Raw genomic sequence first — 24,785 nt, forward strand, 5'->3', positions numbered from 1 at the left:
TATTGAACCCGGTTTATATACCGTTTATGTACGCGATAAAAATAACTGTGGTATTGCTGAAGATGCTGTTTCCGTAATTGGGTTACCTAAATTTTTCACACCGAATGGAGATGGTCCTAACGATTTTTGGCAAGTTTATGGCATTACAGAACAATTTGAAGCTAATGCCACCATATACATTTTCGATAGATACGGTAAACTATTAAAAGAATTAGATCCGCTGAGTGTAGGATGGGATGGCACTTACAATGGTGAAAAAATGCCAACTAGTGATTATTGGTTTAGAGTCACCTTAGAAGATGGTAGAGTCTTTACGAGTCATTTTACTTTGAAGCGGTAATTAAAATATTGTATTTTAGAGCTGCCAATCTTATACTATTGAAAATATTTAGAAATATCGTACTTACTTTTCTACTTGGTTTATCGTACACCTTGTCAGCTCAAGATATTTCCTTATTTCAACAATTTAATGGCAGGTACGATTATACAGCTATTGGTAATACAATGAATAATTCCGAAAATGGATCTGCTGGTTCTTGTACAATTCAAACTGAATCTTCAGCAAATTTAAATTTAGATAGCGGTCAGAATATAATTGCGGCTTATTTATATTGGGCTGGATCTGATACAGGTGATTTCGATGTTACATTAAATGGTATCGATGTCACTGCAGAACGCACTTTTAGTGATGCCTTAGGTAGTGAGCGTGTGTTTTTTGCAGCATTTGCAGACGTCACTGCTATAATTTTAGATCAAGGTAATGCAACCTATACACTATCTAATTTAGATCTTACCGATATTATTGAACCGTACTGCCCTACAGGAACAAATTTTGCAGGTTGGGCAATTACCATTATTTACGAAGATGTGAGTTTGCCACTCAATCAAGTTAATGTTTACGACGGCTTACAAAGCGTTCCCGACTTTTTAACTATAACTCTCAACGATTTAAATGTACTAGACAACGATAACGCCAAGATTGGCTTTATTGCTTGGGAAGGTGATAGTAGTCTTGCCGTCAACGAGCAGCTTACTATAAACGGTAATGTAATTAGTAATTTTCCATTAAACCCAGCCAATAATGCATTTAATGGTACCAATTCATTTACTGGAGACGCTGATTTATATAATATGGATATTGATGTTTATGATATTCAAAACCTTATAAATATTGGAGATTCGTCTGCAACCATTAGCTTAACCTCTGGACAAGACTTTGTAATGATAAACAATATCATTACTGTTTTAAATAGCCAATTACCAGATGCTACGATAGAAATAGACAACTTCACTGTTAACTGTGATAACAATAATATTGAATTATTTTATACCGTACGTAACCTAAATAGTACAGATATATTGCCAGCCAATACTCCAATTGCTTTTTACATTGATGGCGTATTTATTGGGGCAAGTGCTACACTAAATGCTATTGCTATCAATGGCAGCGAATCTAATTCTGTGATCCTTAATTTAGAAGAAGATACAAATCCAAATATTAGCCTTGTAGCTATAGTAGATGATGTTGGTACAATGGATGGCATTGTTACTGAAATAAACGAAAACAACAACAGTACTTTCGCCAATATTGAATTGTTAGTGATTCCAGAAATAATAACGCTTCCCGAACTTCTTGGATGTAATGAAGGTTTCGAGATTTCTACCTACAATCTATTTAATGCAGTTGAAACATTAGATTATAATGAGGAAGATATCACGTTTTATGAATCTCTAGACGATTTAGAAACGGAATTAAACTCCATATTAATACCTAGTGGTTATACAAATACTTTTAATCTTGAAACTATTTATGTGCGTCTAGCGAGCCCTCCATGCTACGAAATTTTTCAATTCAACCTCATTACCGAAAATTGTCCGCCTGAAATTCCTCAAGGCTTCTCTCCAAATAATGATACACTTAACGATTGGTTTAACATTCAAGGTTTGTACGATATATTTATAGAGCACGACTTACAAATCTATAACCGTTATGGTGTTCTAATTTTTGAAGGTAACAACAGTAAGCCATGGTATGGTAATATCAACCGAGGCATTAATGGTAATGGTAACCGAGTTCCTGTAGGTACCTATTACTATATTTTAAATTTAAATGATTCAAATTACGAACCTTTTGTAGGTTGGGTGTATGTAAATTATTAGAATTGTTAAAGTTTTAAGCCGTTGGTCTTATTTTTTTGCAGTTGTCCTAGACATCATTTAGTTTTAGCATCGTTAACAAAAAGAACCTTGTTAATATCTCCCTCATTTTAAAATCACCCTCAACATAAAAGAACTATAAATTCCATTAGTTATAAATTGGAATTGTACAGATACAATTTGAAGAAATTGAGTTTCTGGTTAAGCAATTTCTAGCTCATAGGTTAGAAATCTTTGAAGTCAATTTGGGAAGAAAGGCCTCTTTTTGAGGTCTTTTTTAATTCTAAACGCTTGTTTTGACACTTAAATGTTAACGTTTAGTGTATTTCAACGTATTTTTTTGTATTTCAACTTTTTTAGAACTACATTTCGCCCATAATTAAAAGAAGTGTTTGCGCTAGCCCCAAATCTACCCTTCACTATTTTTTTAAACTTAATCGAAACTAATGACTTATTTTAACCGCTCCCTCTGCTTATTTATAGGCCTAATTTGTAGTGTATCTTTTGCTCAACAAGTTACTGTAGATAATTCAGTTTCACCGCAAGACTTAATTCAAAACACCCTAATACAAGGTTGTGTAGAAGTCTCAAACATTTCGTCACCCTCAAACGGAACTTCCATAGGAATTGGTAGTTTTGGATATTTTGAGCGTTCAGCATCTAATTTTCCTTTCGAGAATGGAATCGTTTTAACCACTGGTAATGCAACATCTGCAGGTAATGGACAAAACAATACCATTTTAAATGAAGGCGATGCCACTTGGCTTACTGATAACGATCTTGAAACCGCCTTAGGTATTTCAGGAACGGTAAATGCCACCTCTATAGAATTTGACTTTGTCTCAATTTCTAACCAAATTCAATTCAATTATATTCTAGCTTCAGAAGAATACTTCGGTAATTTTCCATGCGAATATTCCGATGGTTTTGCGTTTTTAATTAGAGAAGCTGGCACAACAGATCCTTACGTTAATATTGCTTTAATTCCAGGAACTACAATTCCTGTTAATACCAATACCATACATGATGAAATTATAGGTTTCTGTCCACCATCTAACGAAGAATATTTTGACGGTTATAACGTCGGTGACACTAATTATAATGGTAGAACTACAGTTATGTCTGCTACAGCAACCATTCAACCTAATGTGCAATACCAGATTAAATTAGTAATTGCAGATCAAAATGATCAAAATTATGATTCTGCCGTATTTATAGAAGGGAATAGTTTTGATGCCTCTGTTGATTTAGGTGAAGATTTTTCAACCTGTGCTACGAGTGCAGTTTTAGATGGAAATATCGCTAACACAAACGCAACATACGAGTGGTTTTTAAATGACGTGTTAATTCCTTCGGAAAACCAAGCCACTTTGTCTGTTGCTGCATCAGGAAATTACCGAGTAGAAATCTCACTTCCGTTAGCAGGAAGCTCTTGTCTTATTGAAGATGATATTAATATTACCTTAAGTTCTACACAAACTTCTGATCCTATCACAGATTTTTCAATTTGTGACGATTTAAGTGGCGACGGTGTAGAAATGTTCGATTTATCGACGAAAGATGCTGAAGTTTTAGCGTCTGTACCAGCTTCTACTTATACAATTTCTTATCATTTTACCAATGCAGATGCTGTAAGTAATAGTAATGCAATAACGTCTGTCATTCAAAATACAAGTAATCCACAAACCATACATGTAAGAATTGAAGATACCGTCAATGGTTGTTTAGCGTTTTCGACTTTCAATCTTATTGTAAATACTTTACCTATAATTACGGATCCTACACCTTTAGTGGTTTGTGACGATCAAACTGCAGACGGAAGTACAGGAACAGATTTAAACACACTTAGAGATAATGAAATAACGCTTGGTCAAACCAATCTTGTGGTTACTTATCACAGTTCGGCTAGTGATGCCACTTCTGGAATTAATGCATTTTCAATGCCATACATAAATACAAACTCCGTTGAAGAGTTATTTGTTAGTGTAAAAAATCCTGAAACAGGCTGTATAAGCACAACAACTTTAGAACTTAGCGTTTTAGATAGTCCAGTCATAAACATGGACGACCGACACTACATCGATGCTTGTGATACTGATCTTGATGGTTTTGCAAATTTTGATTTAACTTTAATTACACCAAATGTACTGCAAGGCTTAACCGATGTTACTGTAACATTTCATGTATCGCCTGAAGATGCTTTAGCTGGCATTAACCCTATTACAAACCCAACTAATTATGGTAATGTGGTGAGCGAATTTCAATTGGTTTACATACGAGTAGAAAATTCAACTTCTGGTTGTGCGTCAATTGCTCCTATTGAAATTCACACTAATCTTTTGCTTACTGCTACAAATATTAGAGATGTCAATTTCTGTGATATCGATGGTGACGGTACTGAAGAGGTTGATTTTGTAAATATTGCCGATGGTATTATAAATGATCTGCCAGATGTTACAGTCGTTTTTTACGAAACAGAGGAAGATAGAGATAACCAAACCAATCCAATAAACATAGCATTACCGTATTTCTCGCAAGGTAATCCTCAAACCATTTATATTGGTCTGCAAAGCCCAACCTGTACTGCGGTTGAAGAATTTGATTTGGTTTTATTTCCTATCATACAATTTGATTCTGTGGTAAGTTTAATTGTTTGTGATACTGACCAAGATGGATTTACAACCACAGATTTATCTAGCCTAAGCAACGATGTTACTGATGGCGAAGAAGGTTTTGTCGTTACCTATTTCCCAACAGAGCAAGACGCAAAAGATAATACAAATGCATTGCCAAATAACTATACAAACACAACTAATCCTTTTACATTATTTCCAAGAATTACATTTTCTGAAACAGGTTGTTTCGACTATAATTCTTTCGAAGTAACCGTACTGCCTGCACCAGAAAGTGAGCCACTGTTAGATATCATTATTTGTGATGCCGATAGAGATGGATTTTCAACGATAAATTTGAATAACAGTATTCCTAATTCAATTTTGGCGACACCAAATAGATCTGTAACGTTTCATAATACGCTAGTAGATGCGCAACGCGATGAAAATACAATTGCTGATATGTCTAATTACGAAGCACAAACAGAAATTTTATACATGCGTGTTACAAATACAAATACTGGTTGTTACACTATTGAAGAATTAGATATTATTGTAAACACTTTACCTTTTGTAGGTGATTTATCAAATTTTGTGAATGAGCTTAACTTTTGTGAAGATAACTCGGATGGTTTTGGCGAATTCATTTTTGAACAAAAAGATTCAGAAGCCTTAAGCGGACAAATTGGTAAAGAGGTCACGTACTATCTAAATCAATCAGATGCAGACAATAAAACAAATGCTATTGATAAAACGAGTATTTATGAAAACGTTACTAATCCGCAACAAATCTATGTGAGAATTGATAATATTACTGATGAATCATGTTATGAAACGTCCTCTTTTACTATTGAAGTAGGCACCAACCCAGTATTCAATGAACCAACAGATTGGTTTGTCTGTGATGACAGTACTGTAGATGGTTCTGTACTATTTGATTTTTCGGGCACTATGGCAGAAGTTGCTGCAGGTATTCCAGACATACAAACAGTTAAGTTTTTTACTTCTGAGGCAGATGCTATCAATGATGTTAACGAAATTCCATTAGAATTTGCAAATACCGTAAATCCGCAACAAATATTTGTTCAGATCGACAACGGAACTATTTGCCAGTCCATTACGTCATTTGTTGTTAATGTGATTACCACACCAGAGATTGCTCCTGTTGATACCATTATAGAATGTGACGATGATACAGATGGGTCACTTCAGTTTGATTTAACCATCGCAGAAGACAATATTTTAGATGTAAGACAAGAAGATCTTGTGATAACCTATTTTGAGAATTTTGAGGATTCTGAAACTAATACAAATGCCATTTCAAATCCTGCAGCATATACAAACACATCCAATCCGCAGACGGTTTACATAAAAGTAACCAATACCATTTCTAACTGTGCGACGACGCTTCCTATTGACTTGGTTGTTAATCAACCACCTCATATAAATGACTTTCAGCAATACACAGTATGTGCTAATGAAAGCAATACGGTAGATTTAACAGAAATCAATGAAATTGCTAGAGATGTCAATTTCAACGTTATATTCAGTTATTTTGATAACGAAGCAGATGCTATTGCAAATACCAACGCACTAGATACAAATTACACCTACCTTACGGATTTTGATACACTATTTGTGAGAACCATGTTTAGTACGACTCAATGTTCTACGTATTATGAATTCAACTTAAATGTAGAACCTCAACCAATAGCCAATCAACCAAATGATTTAATGGCTTGTGATGATGACTTTGATGGTCTCTTAGAATTTGATTTAACACAACAAAACTCAAGCATACTAGGCAGTCAAAACGCTAATTTATATACCATAACATATCATAATACGGAACTACAGGCTAATGAAAATAGCACAGACTTAGAAACCAATTATATAGCATTTAACAGTGAAGTGATTTTTGCACGACTAGAAAATAATGCCACAGGTTGTTATAGCGTTACGCAATTTTCAGCAATTGTTAATCCTATCCCAGTTATAAATATTGGAGACCAAGTGATCTGTATTGATAATTTGCCATTATTAGTATCCGCAAACACAAATTCATCTACAGACACTTATTTATGGTCTACAGGAGAAGTGACTCCTGAAATTGAAATTACAGATGTTGGTAACTATTGGGTGACCGTAACCTCTCAATTTGGTTGCGAAAACACTCGTAATTTTGGAGTATCGGAATCAGAGTCAGCAACGATAGAAACAACTGAAATAATAGACTTCTCTGATCCCAACAATATAACGGTAACTATTAGCGGTATTGGTGACTACCTCTACCAGCTTAATGATAATGAACCTCAAGAGTCTAACGTTTTTCAAAACGTACCGATGGGTTATCATACGGTTACGATTATAGATCTCAATGGCTGTGCTAATGTTACTAAAGAAGTTTTAGTGGTTGACATTCCAAAATTCTTTACACCAAATAGTGATGGCACTAATGATACTTGGCACATTATAGGTATTGAAACATTACCAGGTACTATTATTACAGTTTTTGATCGTTATGGTAAACTGATAACACAGCTCAGCGCAGATACACAAGGTTGGGATGGTCGATATAATGGAGCACGTATGCCAACAAGTGATTACTGGTTTGTTGCAGATGTACAACAAGGCTCTATTGCCTTTCAAGTAAAAGGCCATTTTACCTTGAAACGCTAATGCCTAAAAATAAATGATTCGCTTTAAAATGAAATTATAATACGTGCTTATAGTTTAATTAAACACCATAGTACTTCAACACCATATGCTTAGCATAAAATCGATAAGACCTACAATTTTTAGGACTTATCGATTTTAAGGTTAAGAATCATTTTACACTTCGTCGATAACTTTTTAAGTTAAAAGCACCATTTCTTTAACATCTTTTTAAAATACGACTACAGGTTAGTGCTTATCTTTGCCCTCCCTTAGATGTGAAATGAAGCAAATATTACTTTTAGCTGCCTTACTAGTTTCCGTATTCACGTATGCTCAAAATATTACGGTAGACAGTCAAACCTATACACCACAGCAACTCATTGAAGATATTTTAATCGATAGTGATTGTATTAATAATATTAATGTCACCAATGTCGTAGGAGGTGAGTTTGGAAGTATGGATAGAAGTTATGGCTATTTTGATGCTACTGGGACTTCTTTTCCGTTTCAAAGTGGTATTGTATTGAGTACTGGAAGACTTAGTAATGTTCCAGGCCCAAATGATAGTTTAAGTGATGATAATGCAACGGGTTGGACGGGTGATTTAGATTTAGAAACTGCCGTTAATGAAAGTGGTACCATCAACGCAACCATTATAGAATTTGAATTTACCGCTGTAGCATCTCAAGTGAGTTTTAGATACTTATTCGCTTCCGAAGAGTACCAAGAAAACAACGCTAATAGTTGTCGGTTTTCAGATATATTTGGGTTTTTAATTAGACCAGCTAATAGTCAAACTCAATTTGAAAATATTGCGCTCGTTCCAAATACTAATACTCCAGTAAAAGTCACCACAGTGACTCCAGGTGTTCTAGGAAGTTGTCCACCAGAAAATGAAACTTATTTTGGTGATTGGAACGACTCCAATTATCAACCCATAAATTTTAATGGCCAAACAGCAGTTTTAACAGCTACAGCCAATGTGATGCCAAACGTCACTTATCAAGTAAAATTAGTCATTGCAGATGAAGGCAATGCAAGATTCGATTCTGCTGTTTTCTTAGAAGCTAGCAGTTTTCAATTATCAACGGATTTAGGTCCTAACCGACTTATTGCAACTTCCAATGCACTATGTGATGGAGAGGCTATAGAACTAGATGCATTTGAACCAGGCCAAAATATTTACGAATGGTATAGAGATGGTGTTTTGGTGCAAACAGATGCTGCCGACTGTGTGGTTTGTGGTAGCTATACCGTAACCCAACCTGGCACTTATTCTGTTGAAATCACCTTAGACAATAATTGTGTCGCTTATGGAGAAACCATTATTGAATATGCTCCATTACCAAACGCTAATGATTCGGTTTTAATTGAATGTGATCTTAATCAAGACGGACTCACTACTTATAATTTATTTGATGCCACAGAAGCTATTTTAACAGGAAATAGTAATGCTGTCATCACCTCATTTTATTTGTCTGAACAAGATGCAAGAACAGACACAAATCCTATAACCGACGCTGTAGCGTTTCAAAATACAAGTCCGAATCAATCTGTTTTTGCACGTATTTTAAATCCTACCAATTGTACTAATGTTGCACGTTTAGAACTTCAAACGTCTAACAATGTCCTTAGTATTCCAGATTTAGCAGGTTGTGATGGAGACGTAGTGGATGGTTTTAGTACCTTCGATTTAACTGAAATTCAGGCATCCATAATAGACTTAATTCCTGTAAATGCTAACGTTCGCTATTACGAAACAGAAGAAGATGCTTTTACTGAAACTAATCCGCTATCCAATACATTTATCAATAACGTTGCAGATTCTCAAACCATTTATATAAAAGTAACCACAAGCAATGCCTGCTTTAGTATTTCTTCTGTCAATCTCAATGTACTTTACACTCCATTATTAGAGGCTGATGAAACGGTTTTATATTGTTTAGATACCTTCCCAGAACCACTAACTATTTTTGGAGGTGTGCTCAATGACCTATCCAACAATTATTATTACGAATGGCAATTTAATGGCACAACAACAGAGGTAAACACCTTGTTTTACGACGTTACAGAACCTGGTACGTACACTGTTATTGTTACGGATCCTAATGGCTGTTCTTCTAGCAGAACTATCACGGTCTTGGCCTCAGAACAAGCAAATTTTGAAGGCTTTAATGTGGTCGGTATTGCACCAAATAATACAGTAACCATTCAACTCTCTGGAGAAGGAGATTATGAAATGGCTTTAGATGATATTGATGGTATCTATCAAGACAATTTTGTTTTTACTAATGTTTCTATTGGCATACATACCGTTTACATCAATGACAAAAATGGTTGTGGTATTATTGAAACTGAGATTTCTGTTTTAGGTTTTCCAAAGTTCTTTACACCAAATGGAGATAAAGACAATCCAACGTGGCAAGTTATTGGTACTGATGCACAATTCAACCAAATTGCATCAATTCAGATTTTTAATCGTTATGGAAAACTGATTACCCAACAAACTGCGACGAGTGGTGGTTGGGACGGTACTTTAAACGGAAACCCACTCCCAACAGACGATTATTGGTTTGTGGCGACCTTTTTAGATGGTAAACGCCATACTGGTCATTTTGCGCTGAAACGTTAGTAGTCTCAAATAAACCTCAGACTTATACTACTTTTTAATCATCAGGATTAACAACTAAGTCTTTAATAAGAACTTGTCCATAAACATCAGAACTAAAGTGACTGTTGCTTGTAGATTGCAAGTAACAGCCTGCCTTAAAATAGTTATTATCTGCATTACCTACATTTTGAGACACAAATAAAGTGGCTATTCTATTTCCACTATCATTCAAGTTATGCAAGCGCACCACTCCATTCTGCATGGTTAATTCAAAATAATATTCAGTATCTAGTTCCATATCAAAGTTTACGGTTTGCCCACTACCCAAAAGATCCTCGGCGACATAACCTAAAATTCTTAAATCGACACTGCCAGAACTTTGACCAGAACTTCCTTGAACTTGCACTCTAATAATATCATCATAAACATCATCTTCCTCATGAATTTGCATAAATGCCAACTTTCCCGAAGGAGGAAGATCTTCTACCTTAAATCTCATCTTCATAGAACGTTGTGCACTTGTATTACCATTCCAATAGTTATTTCCACCATTAATTAACTCCCTCAGTTCAGTTCTTGGATTAGAAGAACCACCAGAAGTTGGATTTCCAGCAAAGGTTTTAAAAGCGGCATATCCATCTTTTTCAAAAAAGAAATGACTTGCCTCAGTACTTGCATTATCGGCATAATTAAGCCCATTATTATTAGAACCTATATTTAAATTACCTGTATAACCATTCAATTTCCAACCACTACCAATAATTGCAGCAGCCGTGCCATCTGCTGGTGGGTCGATTACTTCTTCAGGATCAGTAATTTCTTCGTCAACAGTCGTTTCATCTTCCGCTGAGCAAGACGATAAAGCTATCAAAAACACTAAGGCAACTAATCGAAGTGTCTTAAAGGTGATTAAATTTTGAAGCATATTTATCGCAGTTTATATTTTAAAAATAATACTTTCTAAACCATCTTACGTGAATTGGTTAACCAATTTTAGCCAAAATCATTTTTTTTAACACTATTTTATAAATGGCACTCATTTTCTTCAAGTTTCAACGCATACAAACATCCTACAAAAATTGTCCGTCAACCTTAACATATCGTAACAATTCAAAGCCAAGATTTTTCTTAATTTTACAAAATGAAATTCAAAATTGAATCCGAGTTTAAACCTACTGGAGACCAGCCACAAGCTATAAAACAATTAGCAAAAGGCATTACCAATAAAGAAAAATACCAAACCCTATTAGGTGTTACAGGTTCTGGTAAAACCTTTACGGTTGCCAATGTTATAGAAGAAGTACAACGACCAACCTTAGTTTTAGCACATAATAAAACTTTAGCCGCACAGCTCTACTCAGAATTTAAACAGTTTTTTCCTGAAAATGCCGTTGAATATTTTGTGTCTTACTACGACTACTACCAACCAGAAGCTTACATTCCTACTTCGGGTGTGTATATAGAAAAAGATTTATCCATTAATGAGGAAATTGAAAAGATGCGTTTAAGCACTACTTCTTCCCTGTTATCTGGTCGCCGAGATGTGATTGTTATTGCTTCGGTTTCTTGTTTATATGGTATTGGTAATCCTGTAGAATTTCAGAAGAATGTCATTTCAATTGAACGCGATCAGGTCATTTCACGGACTAAATTACTGCACCAATTGGTACAAAGTTTATACTCTAGAACGGAAGCAGATTTTAAAAATGGAAACTTCCGAATAAAAGGAGATACCGTTGATGTCTTTCCTGGCTATTCAGATAACGCCTTCAGAATTCACTTTTTTGGTGATGAAATTGAAGAAATTGAAGCGTTTGATGCCAGAACTAATGAAATTATTGAACGTTACGATCGCTTAAATATCTTTCCTGCAAACATGTTTGTAACGTCGCCTGATGTATTGAATGGTGCCATAAAAGACATTCAAGATGATTTGGTAAAACAATTTGATTATTTTAAAAGTATTGAAAAACATCTGGAAGCCAAACGCCTTAAAGAACGTACGGAATTCGATTTAGAAATGATTCGGGAATTGGGTTATTGTTCGGGAATTGAAAATTATTCGCGCTACTTAGATGGCAGAGCTCCGGGAACACGTCCATTCTGTTTGCTTGATTATTTTCCTGACGATTACTTAATGGTGGTGGATGAAAGTCACGTCACCATATCGCAAGTGCATGCCATGTATGGAGGCGATCGTAGTCGAAAAGTAAATTTGGTGGATTATGGTTTCCGATTACCAGCAGCCATGGATAACCGACCTTTAAAGTTTGAAGAATTTGAAGCGCTTCAAAATCAAGTGATTTATGTTTCAGCCACTCCTGCAGATTACGAAATGCAGAAAACGGATGGTGTTTATGTGGAACAAGTGATTCGCCCAACAGGCTTATTAGATCCTATTATTGAAGTCCGACCAAGTTTAAACCAGATTGATAATTTAATTGAAGAAATTCAAGATCGTGTTGAAAAAGACGAACGCACTTTAGTAACAACACTTACCAAGCGTATGGCTGAAGAGTTGACGAAATATTTAACTCGAATTTCAATCCGTTGTCGTTACATTCATAGTGATGTCGATACTTTAGAGCGTGTGGAAATTATGCAAGATTTACGAAAAGGTGTTTTTGATGTTTTGGTAGGAGTCAATTTACTGCGTGAAGGTTTAGATTTACCAGAAGTCTCCTTAGTAGCAATTCTCGATGCGGATAAAGAAGGGTTTTTAAGATCTAACCGCTCGTTAACACAAACGGTAGGTCGCGCTGCGAGACACCTCAATGGAAAAGCAATTATGTATGCTGATAAAATTACCAATAGCATGCAAAAAACAATTGATGAAACCAACTACCGTAGAGAAAAGCAAATTGCTTACAATACCAAACATAATATGGTACCAAAGGCATTAAATAAAAGTTTAGACAGCGCTTTGTCTAAAAATTCAGTTAGCACATATCGTACTGAACTTGACGCCAAAATAGCAGCAGAACCAGAAAGCGAATACTTAACCAAGCCACAGCTCGAAAAGAAAATAAGAGAAAAACGCAAGGCTATGGAACAGGCAGCAAAAGCTCTAGATTTTATGGAAGCTGCGCGTTTTAGAGATGAAATTGCAGCTTATCAGAGCAAGTTGGAAGGGTTGAAGGTTTGATGGAAGTTCGAAGCTCGAAGTTTGAAGTTTGAAGTTAGAAGTTAGAAGTTAGAAAAAGCTAGAATTCCATATCTATAGTTTCAAGATGAAAAATAATGACGAAAGTTGATCATTATTCAATACTTAAATGGATAATTTGATATCAGCAATTCTAATGTATACGAAACAAATATCTCATTTGATATGATAAGACTTTTCAGCGGCATAAGTTCAACTAACTAATTTTAATCCGCCTTTGGCTTTTAAAATTAGAGTTTCACTTAATTATACTGAACCTTAAAAATATCAATTAAAAAATCTGGTGGTACTATTTTATTTGGAAAACTGTCCATTAAATCGAGGACTCTGTTGATAGACTCATGGCTCAATCCCATGCGCAAACCAAAATTATGAATTTTCACTAATTGTTTAGGTGACACTTTATGATCTAAATTCATAAGCAACACCAATCGGTGAAACTGAACAATACGCTCACTATGTGATTTTAAGTTGACGTAAGTCACAGGATGTTCAAAAAGATATTCGAAATCTTCTTTCGAAATGTCTAATTGTTTCGAGATACTAAATAAAAAATTATATTCAATAGCCTTTATATTTTCATCTGTTTGAGCGAACGCAATCATTTCGGAAAGTAAGCTCAATTTTTCAGCACGATTTATCATGATGTTGAGGGTATTTAGGATTATGTAAAGTTACATAGGATGATTATTTTATTGTCGTTGATATAATGTATCTTGTCGAAAAATTAAACGTACTTGGTCGAGATTATTAAACGTTTATCAACAAACAACACCAGTTACAGCATGAAATTGAAGCATTTTTACTTACTCATACTAGCCTTTATTCTGAACAAAGTAGCGGCTCAAAGCACTGCTTCTAAACAGGTTACAAAATTCATAATTGCTGCACCACAACTAGATACGTTGAAAACTATTTGGGTGTATTTACCTGAAGGTTATGAAACATCTAAAAAATCTTTTCCTGTCATTTACATGCATGATGCTCAAAACTTATTTGATGCTAAAACAGCTTATGCTGGAGAATGGCAAGTCGATGAGTATCTCGATAGTCTTACCGATAATCAAAGTATCATTATTGGTATTGAACATGGTAACAAAAAACGCATCAATGAACTCACACCTTATCCGAATGAAACTTATGGCGGAGGAAAAGGTGAGGCTTACTTAACCTTTATAAAAAACACCGTAAAACCGCATATAGATATGACCTACAGAACAAAACCCGAAGCAGAACATACTACAATATTTGGTTCGTCTCTAGGTGGATTACTATCATTTTATGCAACGCTTAAACATCCTGAAACCTTTGGTAAAGCTGGAGTCTTTTCTCCGGCCTTTTGGATAAATCCAGAGATTTTCGATTTAGTGAAAACGACAGAAATTCCTGAAACTTCCAAATTTTATTTTTTAGCTGGTACTGATGAAGGCGAAACTATGATTCCTAAATTAGAAAAAATGACAACCTTATTAAAATCTAAAGGCATAAAAGAAACACAATTTAAAGTGCATAAAATTGAAGGTGGTCAACACAATGAAAAATTTTGGGCTGCTCATTTTGGAGAAGCCTATCAATATCTAACAACTAATGACTAACAACACTCAACTAGCATGACAAACAACGACATATTCAAAAAACTAAGAGTAGCTCACAAGCTAAGAGACGATGATATTGTAAAAATATTAGAATTGGTAGATTTCAGAATTTCTAAAAGTGAGCTCAACGCCATGTTTAGAAATGAAGATCATCCAAAATATATGGAATGTGGTGATCAGATTCTAAGAAATTTTCTCAATGGATTAATTATTCATTTAAGAGGACCGATGCCTAAAAAAGGTGAGAAAAAGAAACAAGATATAAAAAAAGGTTCTCAAAATTGAGAACCTTTTTTTAATATATGTAATACCTGAAAGGTTTTTAAACACTGACAGAAAAATAGTTTATCCTAAGACCTGCTGCACCTTATCGGCTGCTTCTTGAAATTCAGTTGCACTCATGACATCTAAGCCAGAATTGTCAATCAATTCTTTAGCAATATCTGCGTTTGTTCCTTGCAGACGCACAATGATTGGCACAGAAATGTTACCCATATTTTTATAAGCATCAATAACACCTTGCGCTACTCTGTCGCAACGTACAATTCCACCAAATATGTTTATCAAGATCGCTTTTACAGCTGGATCTCTTAAAATCAATTCAAAAGCAATTTCTACTCTTGCAGCATCTGCCGTACCACCAACATCTAAGAAGTTAGCTGGCTCACCACCTGCTTGCTTAATTAAATCCATTGTTGCCATTGCTAAGCCAGCACCATTAACCATACAACCAACGTTTCCGTCGAGATCCACATAGTTTAATCCATGCTCACCAGCTTCAACTTCAATTTGATTTTCTTCGCGAATATCTCTTAAAGCTTCTAAATCTTTATGTCTGTATAAGGCATTAGCATCTAAAGTTACTTTAGCATCTACAGCCATGATTTTATCATCACTTGTTTTTAAAACCGGGTTGATTTCAAATAAAGACGCATCAGATTTATCGTAAGCCGTATATAAAGCCGTAACAAATTTTGTCATTTCTTTAAAAGCAGTACCAGATAAGCCTAAGTTAAAGGCGATACGACGTGCTTGAAAAGGCAAAATCCCAGTTGAAGGATCAATCTCTTCGTTATGTATTAATTCTGGGGTTTCCTCTGCAACCGTTTCAATATCCATTCCACCTTCTGTAGAATATACAATCATATTACGTCCTGTAGCACGGTTTAATAAAACAGACATATAATATTCGTCTGGTTCATTTTCACCAGGATAATAAACATCTTCAGCAACTAAAACTTGGTGTACACGCTTACCTTCCGCAGAAGTTTGTGGTGTTACCAAATCCATACCTATAATTTGTCCTGCGATATCTTCAACTTCTTGAAGGTTTTTGGCCAATTTTACGCCTCCACCTTTTCCACGTCCACCTGCATGCACCTGTGCTTTAATCACATGCCAACCTGTAGCAGTTTCCGTTGTTAATTTTTTCGCTGCATCTACAGCTTCTTTAGCACTTTGAGCAACAATACCACGTTGGATACGTACACCAAAACTGCTTAATAATTCTTTTCCTTGATATTCGTGTAAATTCATTTTTTATCAGAAATTTATTGGTCGAACAAAAATAAGCATACTAATAGTTTTTACCAATAGTTTTTAATGTTGATTTAAGCTCTCATATTTTGTAGCCTATAATTGTAAGATCATCCATTTTACTTTTACGAGAAGGATTCAATCTTTTAAACGTTTAATCACCGAAAAGGCTTTATCGACTAAATCGTCTTCAACAACGATGGTAAATTCATTAGTTGTAGAAACCACCTCATATAAAGTAATGTTTTCCCAAGCCAACCGTTTAAAAATTTGATAATACAAGCCAGCTATTTTAGAATTACCATCTGGCAAATAAATACTAATAGCCGATAATTTTTCTTGTAATCCTATCTGTGTTTCATTCTGAAAAGCCTTGAGAACACTCTCTTTTTCAGAGGTTGAAATAATGAGATTACTTTCAAACATACCTCTTGTAAAGGCATAAAAGATTTGTTGATTGCTACTGATTTTCTCTAAGATACGTGAATGACTGTGCATAAGCGTTTTCGAATTTTGAAACGTGAAATCACTTAAATTAGAACGGACTGTAATATCACCTAAATTTTTAAACACCTTTTTTAAACGTGAAGAATTCTCCAAATATAAAGGTTGCTGATACCGTCGTAATGCCATCATTATGGCACCATCCTTTACTGGTTTTCGTAACATCTCAGAAATAGGTTGATTTAAGTCTTTCGCCAAGGCTGAAAAATTAATGATTTGGCGCGACAAGCCTTCTTCTAAAAAAGGACGTGCGATAATCAGATCTTGCACACAGGAAGCTATAGTTTTCAAATTGTTAATTATTTAACATTATGTGTAAAATTAAGCATTTTCTTTTATTTATTATGATATACTTTAGGATTGCATTTAATTTGACAACCTAAATAAAAATTAAGACAGAAACTAAAATGAAAAACACCACCTTATTGCAAATTGCCAAAGATTTTGGAAGTCCGATATACGTTTACGATGCTGAAAAAATTGAATTTCAGTACAAACGCTTAACATCTGCATTTGGTAAGGTGAAACATTTAAAGTTGAATTATGCTGTAAAAGCCTTATCTAATATTTCAATTTTAAAATTGTTTAATACCTTGAGTTCTGGACTTGATACGGTTTCTATTCAAGAAGTCCATTTAGGTTTAAAAGCAGGATTTCAACCAGAAAATATCATCTTTACTCCTAACGGAGTATCGCTTGAAGAAATTGAAAAAGCTGCAAAATTAGGAGTTCAAATTAATATTGATAACCTTTCTATATTAGAACAATTTGGAACTAAACATCCAACAATTCCTGTTTGTATCAGAATAAATCCGCACGTTATGGCTGGTGGCAATACCAACATTTCAGTAGGACATATTGATAGTAAATTCGGGATCTCAATTCATCAGATTCCACTCCTACTTCGCATTGTAGAAAATACCAAAATGAATATCAATGGTATTCACATGCATACAGGAAGTGATATTCTAGATATTGATGTCTTTTTGTACGCCAGTGAGATTCTTTTTGAAACTGCAAAAAACTTTAAAGATCTAGAATTTATAGATTTTGGATCTGGTTTTAAAGTGCCTTATAATTCAGGAGACATAGAAACTAATATTGAAGAATTGGGTAAAAAACTATCGCAGCGTTTCAACGAATTTTGCAAGGAATACGGTAAAGATTTAACCTTAGCCTTTGAGCCTGGCAAGTTCTTAGTGAGCGAAGCTGGAGTCTTTTTAGCAAAAGTGAATGTGGTAAAACAAACGACGTCTACTGTTTTTGCTCAGATTGATTCAGGTTTTAATCATTTAATACGACCGATGCTCTATGGTTCTCAGCACGATATTATAAATATTTCGAACCCTAAAGGACGAGAGCGATTTTATTCCGTAGTTGGTTATATCTGCGAAACGGACACCTTTGCCAATAATAGGCGTATTTCTGAAATCAACGAAGGAGACATTCTCTGTTTTAAAAATGCTGGAGCCTACTGCTATTCTATGGCTAGTAACTATAATTCGCGTTACAGACCTGCTGAAGTCTTAGTCCATAAAGGCAAAGCGCATTTAATACGTAAGCGTGAAACTTTTGATGATATATTGCATAATCAGGTGGAAGTATCATTTTAGCATGAGTAACATTTCGCGTAATTGGGTTAATCTTTTATGCCATTGGAGCAAAGTACAAGCAAGTACTCCAGTATATTTAAGAAAATCTTAAATACGTTCAATGCCACAAATTTCGCCCAAAATAATTCGACAAATATTTATTTTACTTTTAATTATACTCACTGGTAGTTTAATTTTCAGGGAGCTCATACCTTATTTAAGTGGTTTCCTCGGAGCTATAACGTTTTATATTCTGCTTAGAACATTCATGAAGACGTTAGTGACCAAATTTAAATGGAAACCTTATTTGGCAGCTTTGGTTTTAATGTTAAGCTCATTTATAATCGTTTTAATACCACTTACAGGTTTTGGCTTTATGTTGAGTAATAAAATTTCTGAAGTATCTAGTAATAGTGAAAAAGTAATCAGTGCTTTTAAAAGCCAATTGGGACGACTAGAAAACAAATACAATATCGATATCAATTCTAAAATAGATACGCAAGCCATTACCTCATGGCTATCTGAAAGTTTACAAAGTATGGCTGGTAATACCTTTAATCTCATTATTGCCATTGGCCTATTGTATTTTATGCTTTATTTTATGCTTACCAACAGACAGGCTTTAAAAGACGCGTTACGCCATTATATTCCTATGAATACAGCCAATCTTAATGACATTGGTAATGAAATACAAGCGATGGTGAAGTCTAATGCTATTGGGATTCCGTTAGTAGCATTAGCGCAAGGTATCATTGCTTTAATCGGGTTTTTAATCTTTGGTATAGAAGATCCTTTCTTTTGGTTTGTAATAGTGACCATTGGTTCTATGATTCCGTTTGTTGGCACCTTAATTGGTATTTTGCCAATTTTTATATTAACCTTATCTACAGGACATTCATTTCAGGCTTGGGGAATTTTAATCTATGGCTTTGTAGTTGTTGGCTCTACAGATAATATTATCAGATTATTGGTACTTAAAAAATTAGACAATGTCCATCCACTAGTTACACTAATAGGAGTTCTTGTAGGCGTACCCTTATTTGGATTTATCGGTTTAATTTTTGGCCCCTTGTTAGTAAGTATCTTTATGGCTTTAGTTAAAATGTATCAGGTGGAATATGGCAAACAGACTGATAATCAACTAGAAGAATTACTTTAAATTAACAATTATTAACATTTTTGATTACCTTTAGCATTGCCCAAAGTCTTTTTAATCCCAACCATTAAAGACTTATGACTAAAACTATCTCTACACTTCTAACGGTATGCTTCTTTGTTTGCCTTAGTTTTTCGCAATCAACACCATTAAATTCAGACAATTTCAAAACAGTCTCTATTGACTCTTGTTTATCATGGCTGCGCGAAAACACCTATACAGGAAAAGATCTCGACAATTTTCATGCTATTGGGTTGCAAACACTGAAACGAAGTCAGAAAGAATCAGACATTACCACCATTGCGGAAGTTCATGAAGAACTCGTTAATTGGCATAGCTATAACGGAACGTTCTCAGGCGATTCTATTATTCATCATGCAGAAAAAGCACTAGACTACTACATTACATTAGATGATAAAAAGAAAATAGCCGACACCTATAGAGCCTTATCGATAGACTATATTAATATGCGTGAGTTAGATAAATCGCAAGACGTCTTATTTAAAGCCATTGCGCTGTTTGAAGCGCTAAAAGATGAAGCAGGTCTCGGCAAAGCTTACAGAACACTCGGTGCGCTTTATCAGGTAATGGAAGATTATGACAAATCTGTAGCGTACCTTAATAAAGCCATTCCTGTTTTAGAAAAAGCAGAGGACTTTGCAGGAGTAGCCATCGCTCAGTTTGGTCTCATACAGAGTTATGGTAAATTAGGCGAATACGAAAAAGCCTACAAAGCAGCCGATTACTGTATGGAGACGGTTAGAAAAAAAGTACCAGAAGAAACCTTTATTTTGGTAAGAGGACATTCTTACAGAGGTGAAGTTTATTTGGAAGACAAAAAATACGACGAAGCCTTAGAAGATTTTATTAAAGCGTGGGAAATATGTTCGGCTAAAATTGGTGAAGAACGCTGTGCAACGTATGAAACTGAAATAGGAAAAGTTTATTTATTACAACATAATTATGAAAAAGCTTTAAAACATTTATCTGCTGGTATTGAAGCCTACGAAAAAAAAGGAACGACCACGCTCGTTACACAATATGAAGACTTAGGGAAAAGTTATGAAATGCTAGGGGATTACAAAAATGCCATATTCTATAAAAACAAAGCACATACAAACCAAGTCAATGACCTAAAAGGAACTATCGCTAATCTCGAAGAAGAAACCATTGTTAAATATGAAACAGGAAAAAAAGATGAAGCTTTAGCAAATCAGGCATCTTTATTAGCGCAAAAGACAAAAACCCAAAACTTAATCATAGCCGTAGCAGCGTTATTAGGTCTGCTCTTATTGTCACTACTCTACTTTTTCAATAAAAATAAAAAAGCCACTAAAATCATTGAAGCAAAAAATGCTGAAAATGAATTATTATTGAAAGAAATTCACCATCGTGTAAAAAACAATCTTGAAATGGTGAAAAGTTTGATTTCGTTACAATCCGCACAAATGGAAGATTCTGCCAGTAAAGATGCTATGATTGCGAGTCAGAATCGCGTGCAATCGATGGGCATTATACATCAAAAATTATATCAAGGTACAAATCTTGGAAGCATAGAAATGAAGGATTATTTCTTAAACCTCAGCGAAGGTATTTTAGACACCTTTGATGCTGAAGATAAAGTAAAAATAGAATGTGCTATGGAAAATTTAGACTTAGATGTAGATACTGCGGTACCAATAGGACTTATTGTAAATGAATTATTAACCAATGCTTTAAAGTATGCATTCCCACAAGATAAACATGGAGCGATTTCTATCAGTTTAGAAAAAACGCTAGACAATCATTTAAAACTAAAAGTCTCTGATAATGGTATTGGTAAAGTTGAAGGTGTTGCGCCAAAAGGGACAGGATTTGGAACACAATTAGTGCGTTTATTAACCCAACAACTCAATGGTAAAATGACGGAACGCTCTGAAAGTGGTACTGTTATAGAGTTTGACTTTTTAATTGATACCGCTGCCTAATGAGCGAAAAAACAAAAATATTAATCGTTGAGGACGAAATGATTATTGCAGCCAATATTTCGCTCCAATTAACCAAATTAGGTTACGACGTTACTGGAATTGTGCCACGAGGTGAAGATGCTTTGCTTCATATTGAAGAAACAAAACCCGATATTATGCTGCTAGATATTAATTTGAAAGGAAAACTAGATGGTATTGAAACAGCAGAAGCCATGCAGAAAACGCATAATATTCCTGTGATCTATTTAACTGCAAATATTGATGACGACCATTTTAATCGTGCTAAAAAAACACATCCTTATGGTTTTATTTCTAAACCCTTTAAAAAATTAGACCTACAACGTGCCATTGAGTTAACTATAAGTCAGCTGAATACTAAAAATTCAGAATTAAATAAAACTGCTGAAATTAGTAACAAACCATTTATTCTTAGCGATAGTATTTTTGTGCGCCATCACAACACTATGGTAAAGGTTAATATTGAAGATATCCTTTATATTGAAGCCGAACGCAATTATTGTCGTATCTATTCAAAAACTAAAGAATACCTTTTAGTTATGACCTTAAAAGATTTGGTAGAAAAATTACCTTCAAAATATTTTCTACGCGTACATCGTTCATTTATTGTGAATCTTTCTCAAATTAATGAGATTGGTACGAGTCACGTTGTGATACAGAAAAAGGCCATTCCAGTAAGTAAGGCTTTTAAAGAAGAACTACTTAAACGACTTCAAACCATATAATTGTTTAAAAATTTTAATCGGATAAATGAAATCCCTTCTTAAAATAAGATTTTGTTTGGTTCGTCCTACTTGATTTTCAATTCGAATTTATTTAATGTTATTTAGAGGTGTAATCGCTATTGATTATTAACTATTAATCTAAAAAACCTTCAACATGAAAACTTTAAAAACATTAGTACTTGTTGCAATCCTGTGTTTAGGACAAATTGCAATGGCTCAGGACACAAATTTTAATGATACTGTAAAACTCAACCCTACAGCCAACGAAGACCTCAAAGTTGTTACAGACTATATGGATGCTTTAATGACCAACGATATGAAAAAAGTTGGAAGATTACTTGCGGACACTTATGTAGGCAATGGTCCAAGTACAGACGATAAGCAGACGAAAGCAGAACAAATTGCGAGTTGGACAGAAACCCATAAAGTGCGTACCAATAATAAAAATAGTTATGTTGTAAATACATGGCGCGTATTGAGTGGAGATTATAAAGGTGATTGGGTATCTGTTTGGGGCGATTATTCTTATACAGAAAATGGTAAAGATGTTAAACTAACCTATCAATTTACTGCAAATATTGAAGACGGTAAAATTCAAAATTCAATCATATACTACGATAACTTAGCGATTGCAAAACAAATGGGTTATGAATTGACTGCAGCTAAGAAAAAGGATTAATACTATTTTAGTTAAGGCTGTTTTGAAAGACAGTTACGTTTTTTAAAACAATCATTTAAATATGAAGCCATTGTTCCAATATTTGGACTATGGCTTTTTCTATTATCGTTTTTTAACAGTATTTAAAACACCTTATTTCACAAAAACCACTTCGATAAAGAAACGCTATCCTTCGGATAAAACTAAGAGCGTTTCGTCCTAAATCGATTTTATTTCTTAATGATTATCAGTTACTTGTGGTAAGAATTCTAAGGGGAATTCATATTAATTAACCATTTAAAGCTATTAATTATGAAGATTTTAAAAACAATTTTATGCGTGGCATGTTTTGCATTCTTGCTACCAACAACTGCACATGCTCAAGAAGCTGAAAGCTCTATTATGGAACTGATGGAATACACGATTAAATTCGGTGAAAACTCAAAGTTTACTGAAGGTGTAAAAAAATGGAAAAAATGCTACAAGGACAATAACGGAACTGATACTTGGAACGTATGGCATCGTTTACAAGGCAAAGGCAATGTATATGTAGGAACATCGCAATTCAAAAACTGGGCAGAAATGGGAGAATCTGATGATGCCGCAGGAAAAGCATGTGCTGCAATTGCCATGGAATTCATTCTACCTCATATCGAAAGTACAGAATTGAGCACTACAAGGTCTATGCCTGAGTATAGTAATACAGCAACTTTAGGTGATAATACTATTGTTTGGGTTACCAATTTTATAGTAAACGATAGTGAGATGTTTAGAGAAGCTGTAAACGAAATGACTTCGGCTATAAAGAAGAAAGAGGGAAATGCTCGTGGTTGGTGGTACCGTTACATGGGAGGAGAATCTGGTCATTATATGGTGTCGTCACCTTATAAAAACTTTGCAGATTTAGATACTGACAAAGAGAATATCTGGAAATTGTATGAAGCTGCAAACGGTAAGACTAAAACAAAAGATCTAAAAGATAAATTTAAGTCTGTTATTGATAAGCAATGGAGCTATACCTACACTCTTGATAAGGACTTAAGTATGAACTAGAAAAGTTATGTTCTATAATTTAGAACTTCTAAACTACTAAAAATTAGACAGGCACTATGTGGAGATAGGGTCAGTAATAGCAATATTTACTCAGAACAGTTTTAGGGTTTAGCTATTAGTTAATGCCATTGTTGTTACTGACTTGCCTGTCTTATTTAAAAATAATACATAAAACATTTAAACACATAAAAATGATAAAATCAATTAATTATGTCCTACCGCTCTTACTAGTATCACTTTTGATTGGCTCTTGTGAGTCTAATAAAAAAACAACTCAATCTAATAAAGATGACATAGTGAACAGTAAATATTCTATCGCCTCTGCCGAATATGAAGAACTTGTTGCTGAAGCATTAAATCATATCGAAAAATTTGAATTTGTAGAATTAGGTCATATGGTTTCAGATGATATTGAATATTATTTACCAGATGGCGGAGAAGAGAGCCGAACACGATTTATTGGAAAAGAAGCGTTCATGAATTTCTGGAATACGTATCAAGACAAAACTGGTCTTGATAATTGGACGGTAACAAACGTCGTTAGTTTTCCATTTCAAATTCACAATAAGTTAGCTTATAGTAATATTGATGGTATTGCGGTTTCAACTTACTTTTCACTGAATCTTAAATTTGGTGAACAAGAAACAGATATTAGAGCCAACTGGGCATTTCACTTTAATGAAGATAAAAAGATTGATAAGTTATATACCTATTATGACAGAACTCCAATAATTGAAGCAGCTCAACTCAATGTGCTTAAGTTGGAGTTGTAATAAATTA

18 protein-coding genes are annotated in these 24,785 nt (G+C 34.5%); 14 read left to right on the forward strand and 4 right to left on the reverse strand.

All coding sequences use genetic code 11. The features are described 5' to 3' along the window. From AB8B52_RS13090 to AB8B52_RS13105, 4 genes are all read left to right on the forward strand, one after another. A partial coding sequence (locus AB8B52_RS13090; RefSeq protein ID WP_406028839.1) for a T9SS type B sorting domain-containing protein occupies positions 1–340 on the forward strand: 340 nt, incomplete at its 5' end. A gap of 38 nt (positions 341–378) precedes the next feature. Beyond that, complete coding sequence (locus AB8B52_RS13095) at positions 379–2,160, forward strand: gliding motility-associated C-terminal domain-containing protein (RefSeq protein WP_406028840.1); 1,782 nt, start codon at positions 379–381, stop codon at positions 2,158–2,160. Between the two features lie 443 nt (positions 2,161–2,603). Then, positions 2,604–7,448: a choice-of-anchor L domain-containing protein gene (locus AB8B52_RS13100; RefSeq protein ID WP_406028842.1), complete on the forward strand. Its 4,845-nt coding sequence runs from the start codon at positions 2,604–2,606 to the stop codon at positions 7,446–7,448. A 259-nt stretch (positions 7,449–7,707) separates the two neighbouring features. Continuing rightward, positions 7,708–10,059: a choice-of-anchor L domain-containing protein gene (locus AB8B52_RS13105; RefSeq protein ID WP_406028844.1), complete on the forward strand. Its 2,352-nt coding sequence runs from the start codon at positions 7,708–7,710 to the stop codon at positions 10,057–10,059. Between the two features lie 34 nt (positions 10,060–10,093). Here the strand turns inward: AB8B52_RS13105 and AB8B52_RS13110 are convergent, their stop codons facing one another. Further along, positions 10,094–10,963, reverse strand: a complete 870-nt coding sequence (locus AB8B52_RS13110) for a polysaccharide lyase family 7 protein (RefSeq protein WP_406028846.1) — start codon at positions 10,961–10,963, stop codon at positions 10,094–10,096. A 216-nt stretch (positions 10,964–11,179) separates the two neighbouring features. On the opposite strand from AB8B52_RS13110, the gene uvrB reads away from it, so the two are divergent. Continuing rightward, positions 11,180–13,183 (forward strand): excinuclease ABC subunit UvrB, encoded by a 2,004-nt coding sequence (uvrB, locus tag AB8B52_RS13115; RefSeq protein WP_406028848.1) that lies wholly within the window; start codon positions 11,180–11,182, stop codon positions 13,181–13,183. 260 nt (positions 13,184–13,443) lie between these two features. Here uvrB and AB8B52_RS13120 read toward each other — a convergent pair whose 3' ends face one another. After that, on the reverse strand, positions 13,444–13,845 hold the full coding sequence (locus AB8B52_RS13120; RefSeq protein ID WP_406028850.1) for a TerB family tellurite resistance protein: 402 nt from the start codon (positions 13,843–13,845) through the stop codon (positions 13,444–13,446). Positions 13,846–13,986: 141 nt separating this feature from the next. Between AB8B52_RS13120 and AB8B52_RS13125 the strand changes: the two genes are divergently transcribed. Together AB8B52_RS13125 and AB8B52_RS13130 are read left to right on the forward strand one after the other, a co-directional pair. After that, positions 13,987–14,796 (forward strand): alpha/beta hydrolase, encoded by an 810-nt coding sequence (locus AB8B52_RS13125; RefSeq protein ID WP_406028852.1) that lies wholly within the window; start codon positions 13,987–13,989, stop codon positions 14,794–14,796. Between the two features lie 15 nt (positions 14,797–14,811). Beyond that, entirely contained in the window at positions 14,812–15,081 is a 270-nt protein-coding gene (locus AB8B52_RS13130; RefSeq protein WP_299106131.1) for a DUF1456 family protein, read from the forward strand. Between the two features lie 60 nt (positions 15,082–15,141). On the opposite strand, the gene sucC is transcribed toward AB8B52_RS13130, so the two are convergent. Then, a complete protein-coding gene (gene sucC, locus AB8B52_RS13135; protein WP_406028854.1) occupies positions 15,142–16,332 on the reverse strand; it encodes an ADP-forming succinate--CoA ligase subunit beta in 1,191 nt (396 codons plus the stop codon). A 138-nt stretch (positions 16,333–16,470) separates the two neighbouring features. Then, the gene (locus AB8B52_RS13140) at positions 16,471–17,127 is read right to left on the reverse strand and encodes a hypothetical protein (protein ID WP_406028856.1); all 657 of its coding nucleotides are present in this window, start codon (positions 17,125–17,127) and stop codon (positions 16,471–16,473) included. A 98-nt stretch (positions 17,128–17,225) separates the two neighbouring features. Here AB8B52_RS13140 and lysA point away from each other — a divergent pair, with 98 nt between their 5' ends. The 7 genes from lysA (at position 17,226) to AB8B52_RS13175 (ending at position 24,778) form a co-directional block, all read left to right on the forward strand. Continuing rightward, positions 17,226–18,449, forward strand: a complete 1,224-nt coding sequence (lysA, locus tag AB8B52_RS13145; protein WP_406028905.1) for a diaminopimelate decarboxylase — start codon at positions 17,226–17,228, stop codon at positions 18,447–18,449. A gap of 100 nt (positions 18,450–18,549) precedes the next feature. Next, positions 18,550–19,587 carry an AI-2E family transporter gene (locus AB8B52_RS13150; protein ID WP_406028857.1) on the forward strand — a complete coding sequence of 346 codons (1,038 nt, stop codon included), beginning with the start codon at positions 18,550–18,552 and terminating at the stop codon, positions 19,585–19,587. Between the two features lie 74 nt (positions 19,588–19,661). Next, positions 19,662–21,551: a histidine kinase dimerization/phosphoacceptor domain -containing protein gene (locus AB8B52_RS13155; RefSeq protein WP_406028859.1), complete on the forward strand. Its 1,890-nt coding sequence runs from the start codon at positions 19,662–19,664 to the stop codon at positions 21,549–21,551. Further along, entirely contained in the window at positions 21,551–22,294 is a 744-nt protein-coding gene (locus AB8B52_RS13160) for a LytR/AlgR family response regulator transcription factor (protein WP_406028861.1), read from the forward strand. Before AB8B52_RS13155 ends, AB8B52_RS13160 begins: the two co-directional genes overlap by 1 nt. Before the next feature lie 154 nt (positions 22,295–22,448). Continuing rightward, positions 22,449–22,973 carry a nuclear transport factor 2 family protein gene (locus AB8B52_RS13165; protein ID WP_406028863.1) on the forward strand — a complete coding sequence of 175 codons (525 nt, stop codon included), beginning with the start codon at positions 22,449–22,451 and terminating at the stop codon, positions 22,971–22,973. A 291-nt stretch (positions 22,974–23,264) separates the two neighbouring features. Further along, the gene (locus AB8B52_RS13170) at positions 23,265–24,005 is read left to right on the forward strand and encodes a hypothetical protein (RefSeq protein WP_406028865.1); all 741 of its coding nucleotides are present in this window, start codon (positions 23,265–23,267) and stop codon (positions 24,003–24,005) included. A 191-nt stretch (positions 24,006–24,196) separates the two neighbouring features. After that, the gene (locus AB8B52_RS13175) at positions 24,197–24,778 is read left to right on the forward strand and encodes a hypothetical protein (protein ID WP_406028867.1); all 582 of its coding nucleotides are present in this window, start codon (positions 24,197–24,199) and stop codon (positions 24,776–24,778) included. The last annotated feature ends 7 nt before the right edge of the window (positions 24,779–24,785 follow it).

Origin of the sequence: Winogradskyella sp. (genome assembly GCF_045105575.1) — a bacterium.
Lineage (GTDB): Bacteria > Bacteroidota > Bacteroidia > Flavobacteriales > Flavobacteriaceae > Winogradskyella.

Coding starts and splice junctions, on each gene's coding strand:
- AB8B52_RS13130 (WP_299106131.1), top strand. CDS start 14,812: ATGACAAACAACGACATATTCAAAAAACTAAGAGTAGCTCACAAGCTA.
- AB8B52_RS13100 (WP_406028842.1), top strand. CDS start 2,604: ATGACTTATTTTAACCGCTCCCTCTGCTTATTTATAGGCCTAATTTGT.
- AB8B52_RS13125 (WP_406028852.1), top strand. CDS start 13,987: ATGAAATTGAAGCATTTTTACTTACTCATACTAGCCTTTATTCTGAAC.
- sucC (WP_406028854.1), bottom strand. CDS start 16,332: ATGAATTTACACGAATATCAAGGAAAAGAATTATTAAGCAGTTTTGGT.
- AB8B52_RS13160 (WP_406028861.1), top strand. CDS start 21,551: ATGAGCGAAAAAACAAAAATATTAATCGTTGAGGACGAAATGATTATT.
- AB8B52_RS13155 (WP_406028859.1), top strand. CDS start 19,662: ATGACTAAAACTATCTCTACACTTCTAACGGTATGCTTCTTTGTTTGC.
- uvrB (WP_406028848.1), top strand. CDS start 11,180: ATGAAATTCAAAATTGAATCCGAGTTTAAACCTACTGGAGACCAGCCA.
- AB8B52_RS13170 (WP_406028865.1), top strand. CDS start 23,265: ATGAAGATTTTAAAAACAATTTTATGCGTGGCATGTTTTGCATTCTTG.
- AB8B52_RS13120 (WP_406028850.1), bottom strand. CDS start 13,845: ATGATAAATCGTGCTGAAAAATTGAGCTTACTTTCCGAAATGATTGCG.
- AB8B52_RS13105 (WP_406028844.1), top strand. CDS start 7,708: ATGAAGCAAATATTACTTTTAGCTGCCTTACTAGTTTCCGTATTCACG.
- AB8B52_RS13165 (WP_406028863.1), top strand. CDS start 22,449: ATGAAAACTTTAAAAACATTAGTACTTGTTGCAATCCTGTGTTTAGGA.
- AB8B52_RS13110 (WP_406028846.1), bottom strand. CDS start 10,963: ATGCTTCAAAATTTAATCACCTTTAAGACACTTCGATTAGTTGCCTTA.
- AB8B52_RS13175 (WP_406028867.1), top strand. CDS start 24,197: ATGATAAAATCAATTAATTATGTCCTACCGCTCTTACTAGTATCACTT.
- AB8B52_RS13150 (WP_406028857.1), top strand. CDS start 18,550: ATGCCACAAATTTCGCCCAAAATAATTCGACAAATATTTATTTTACTT.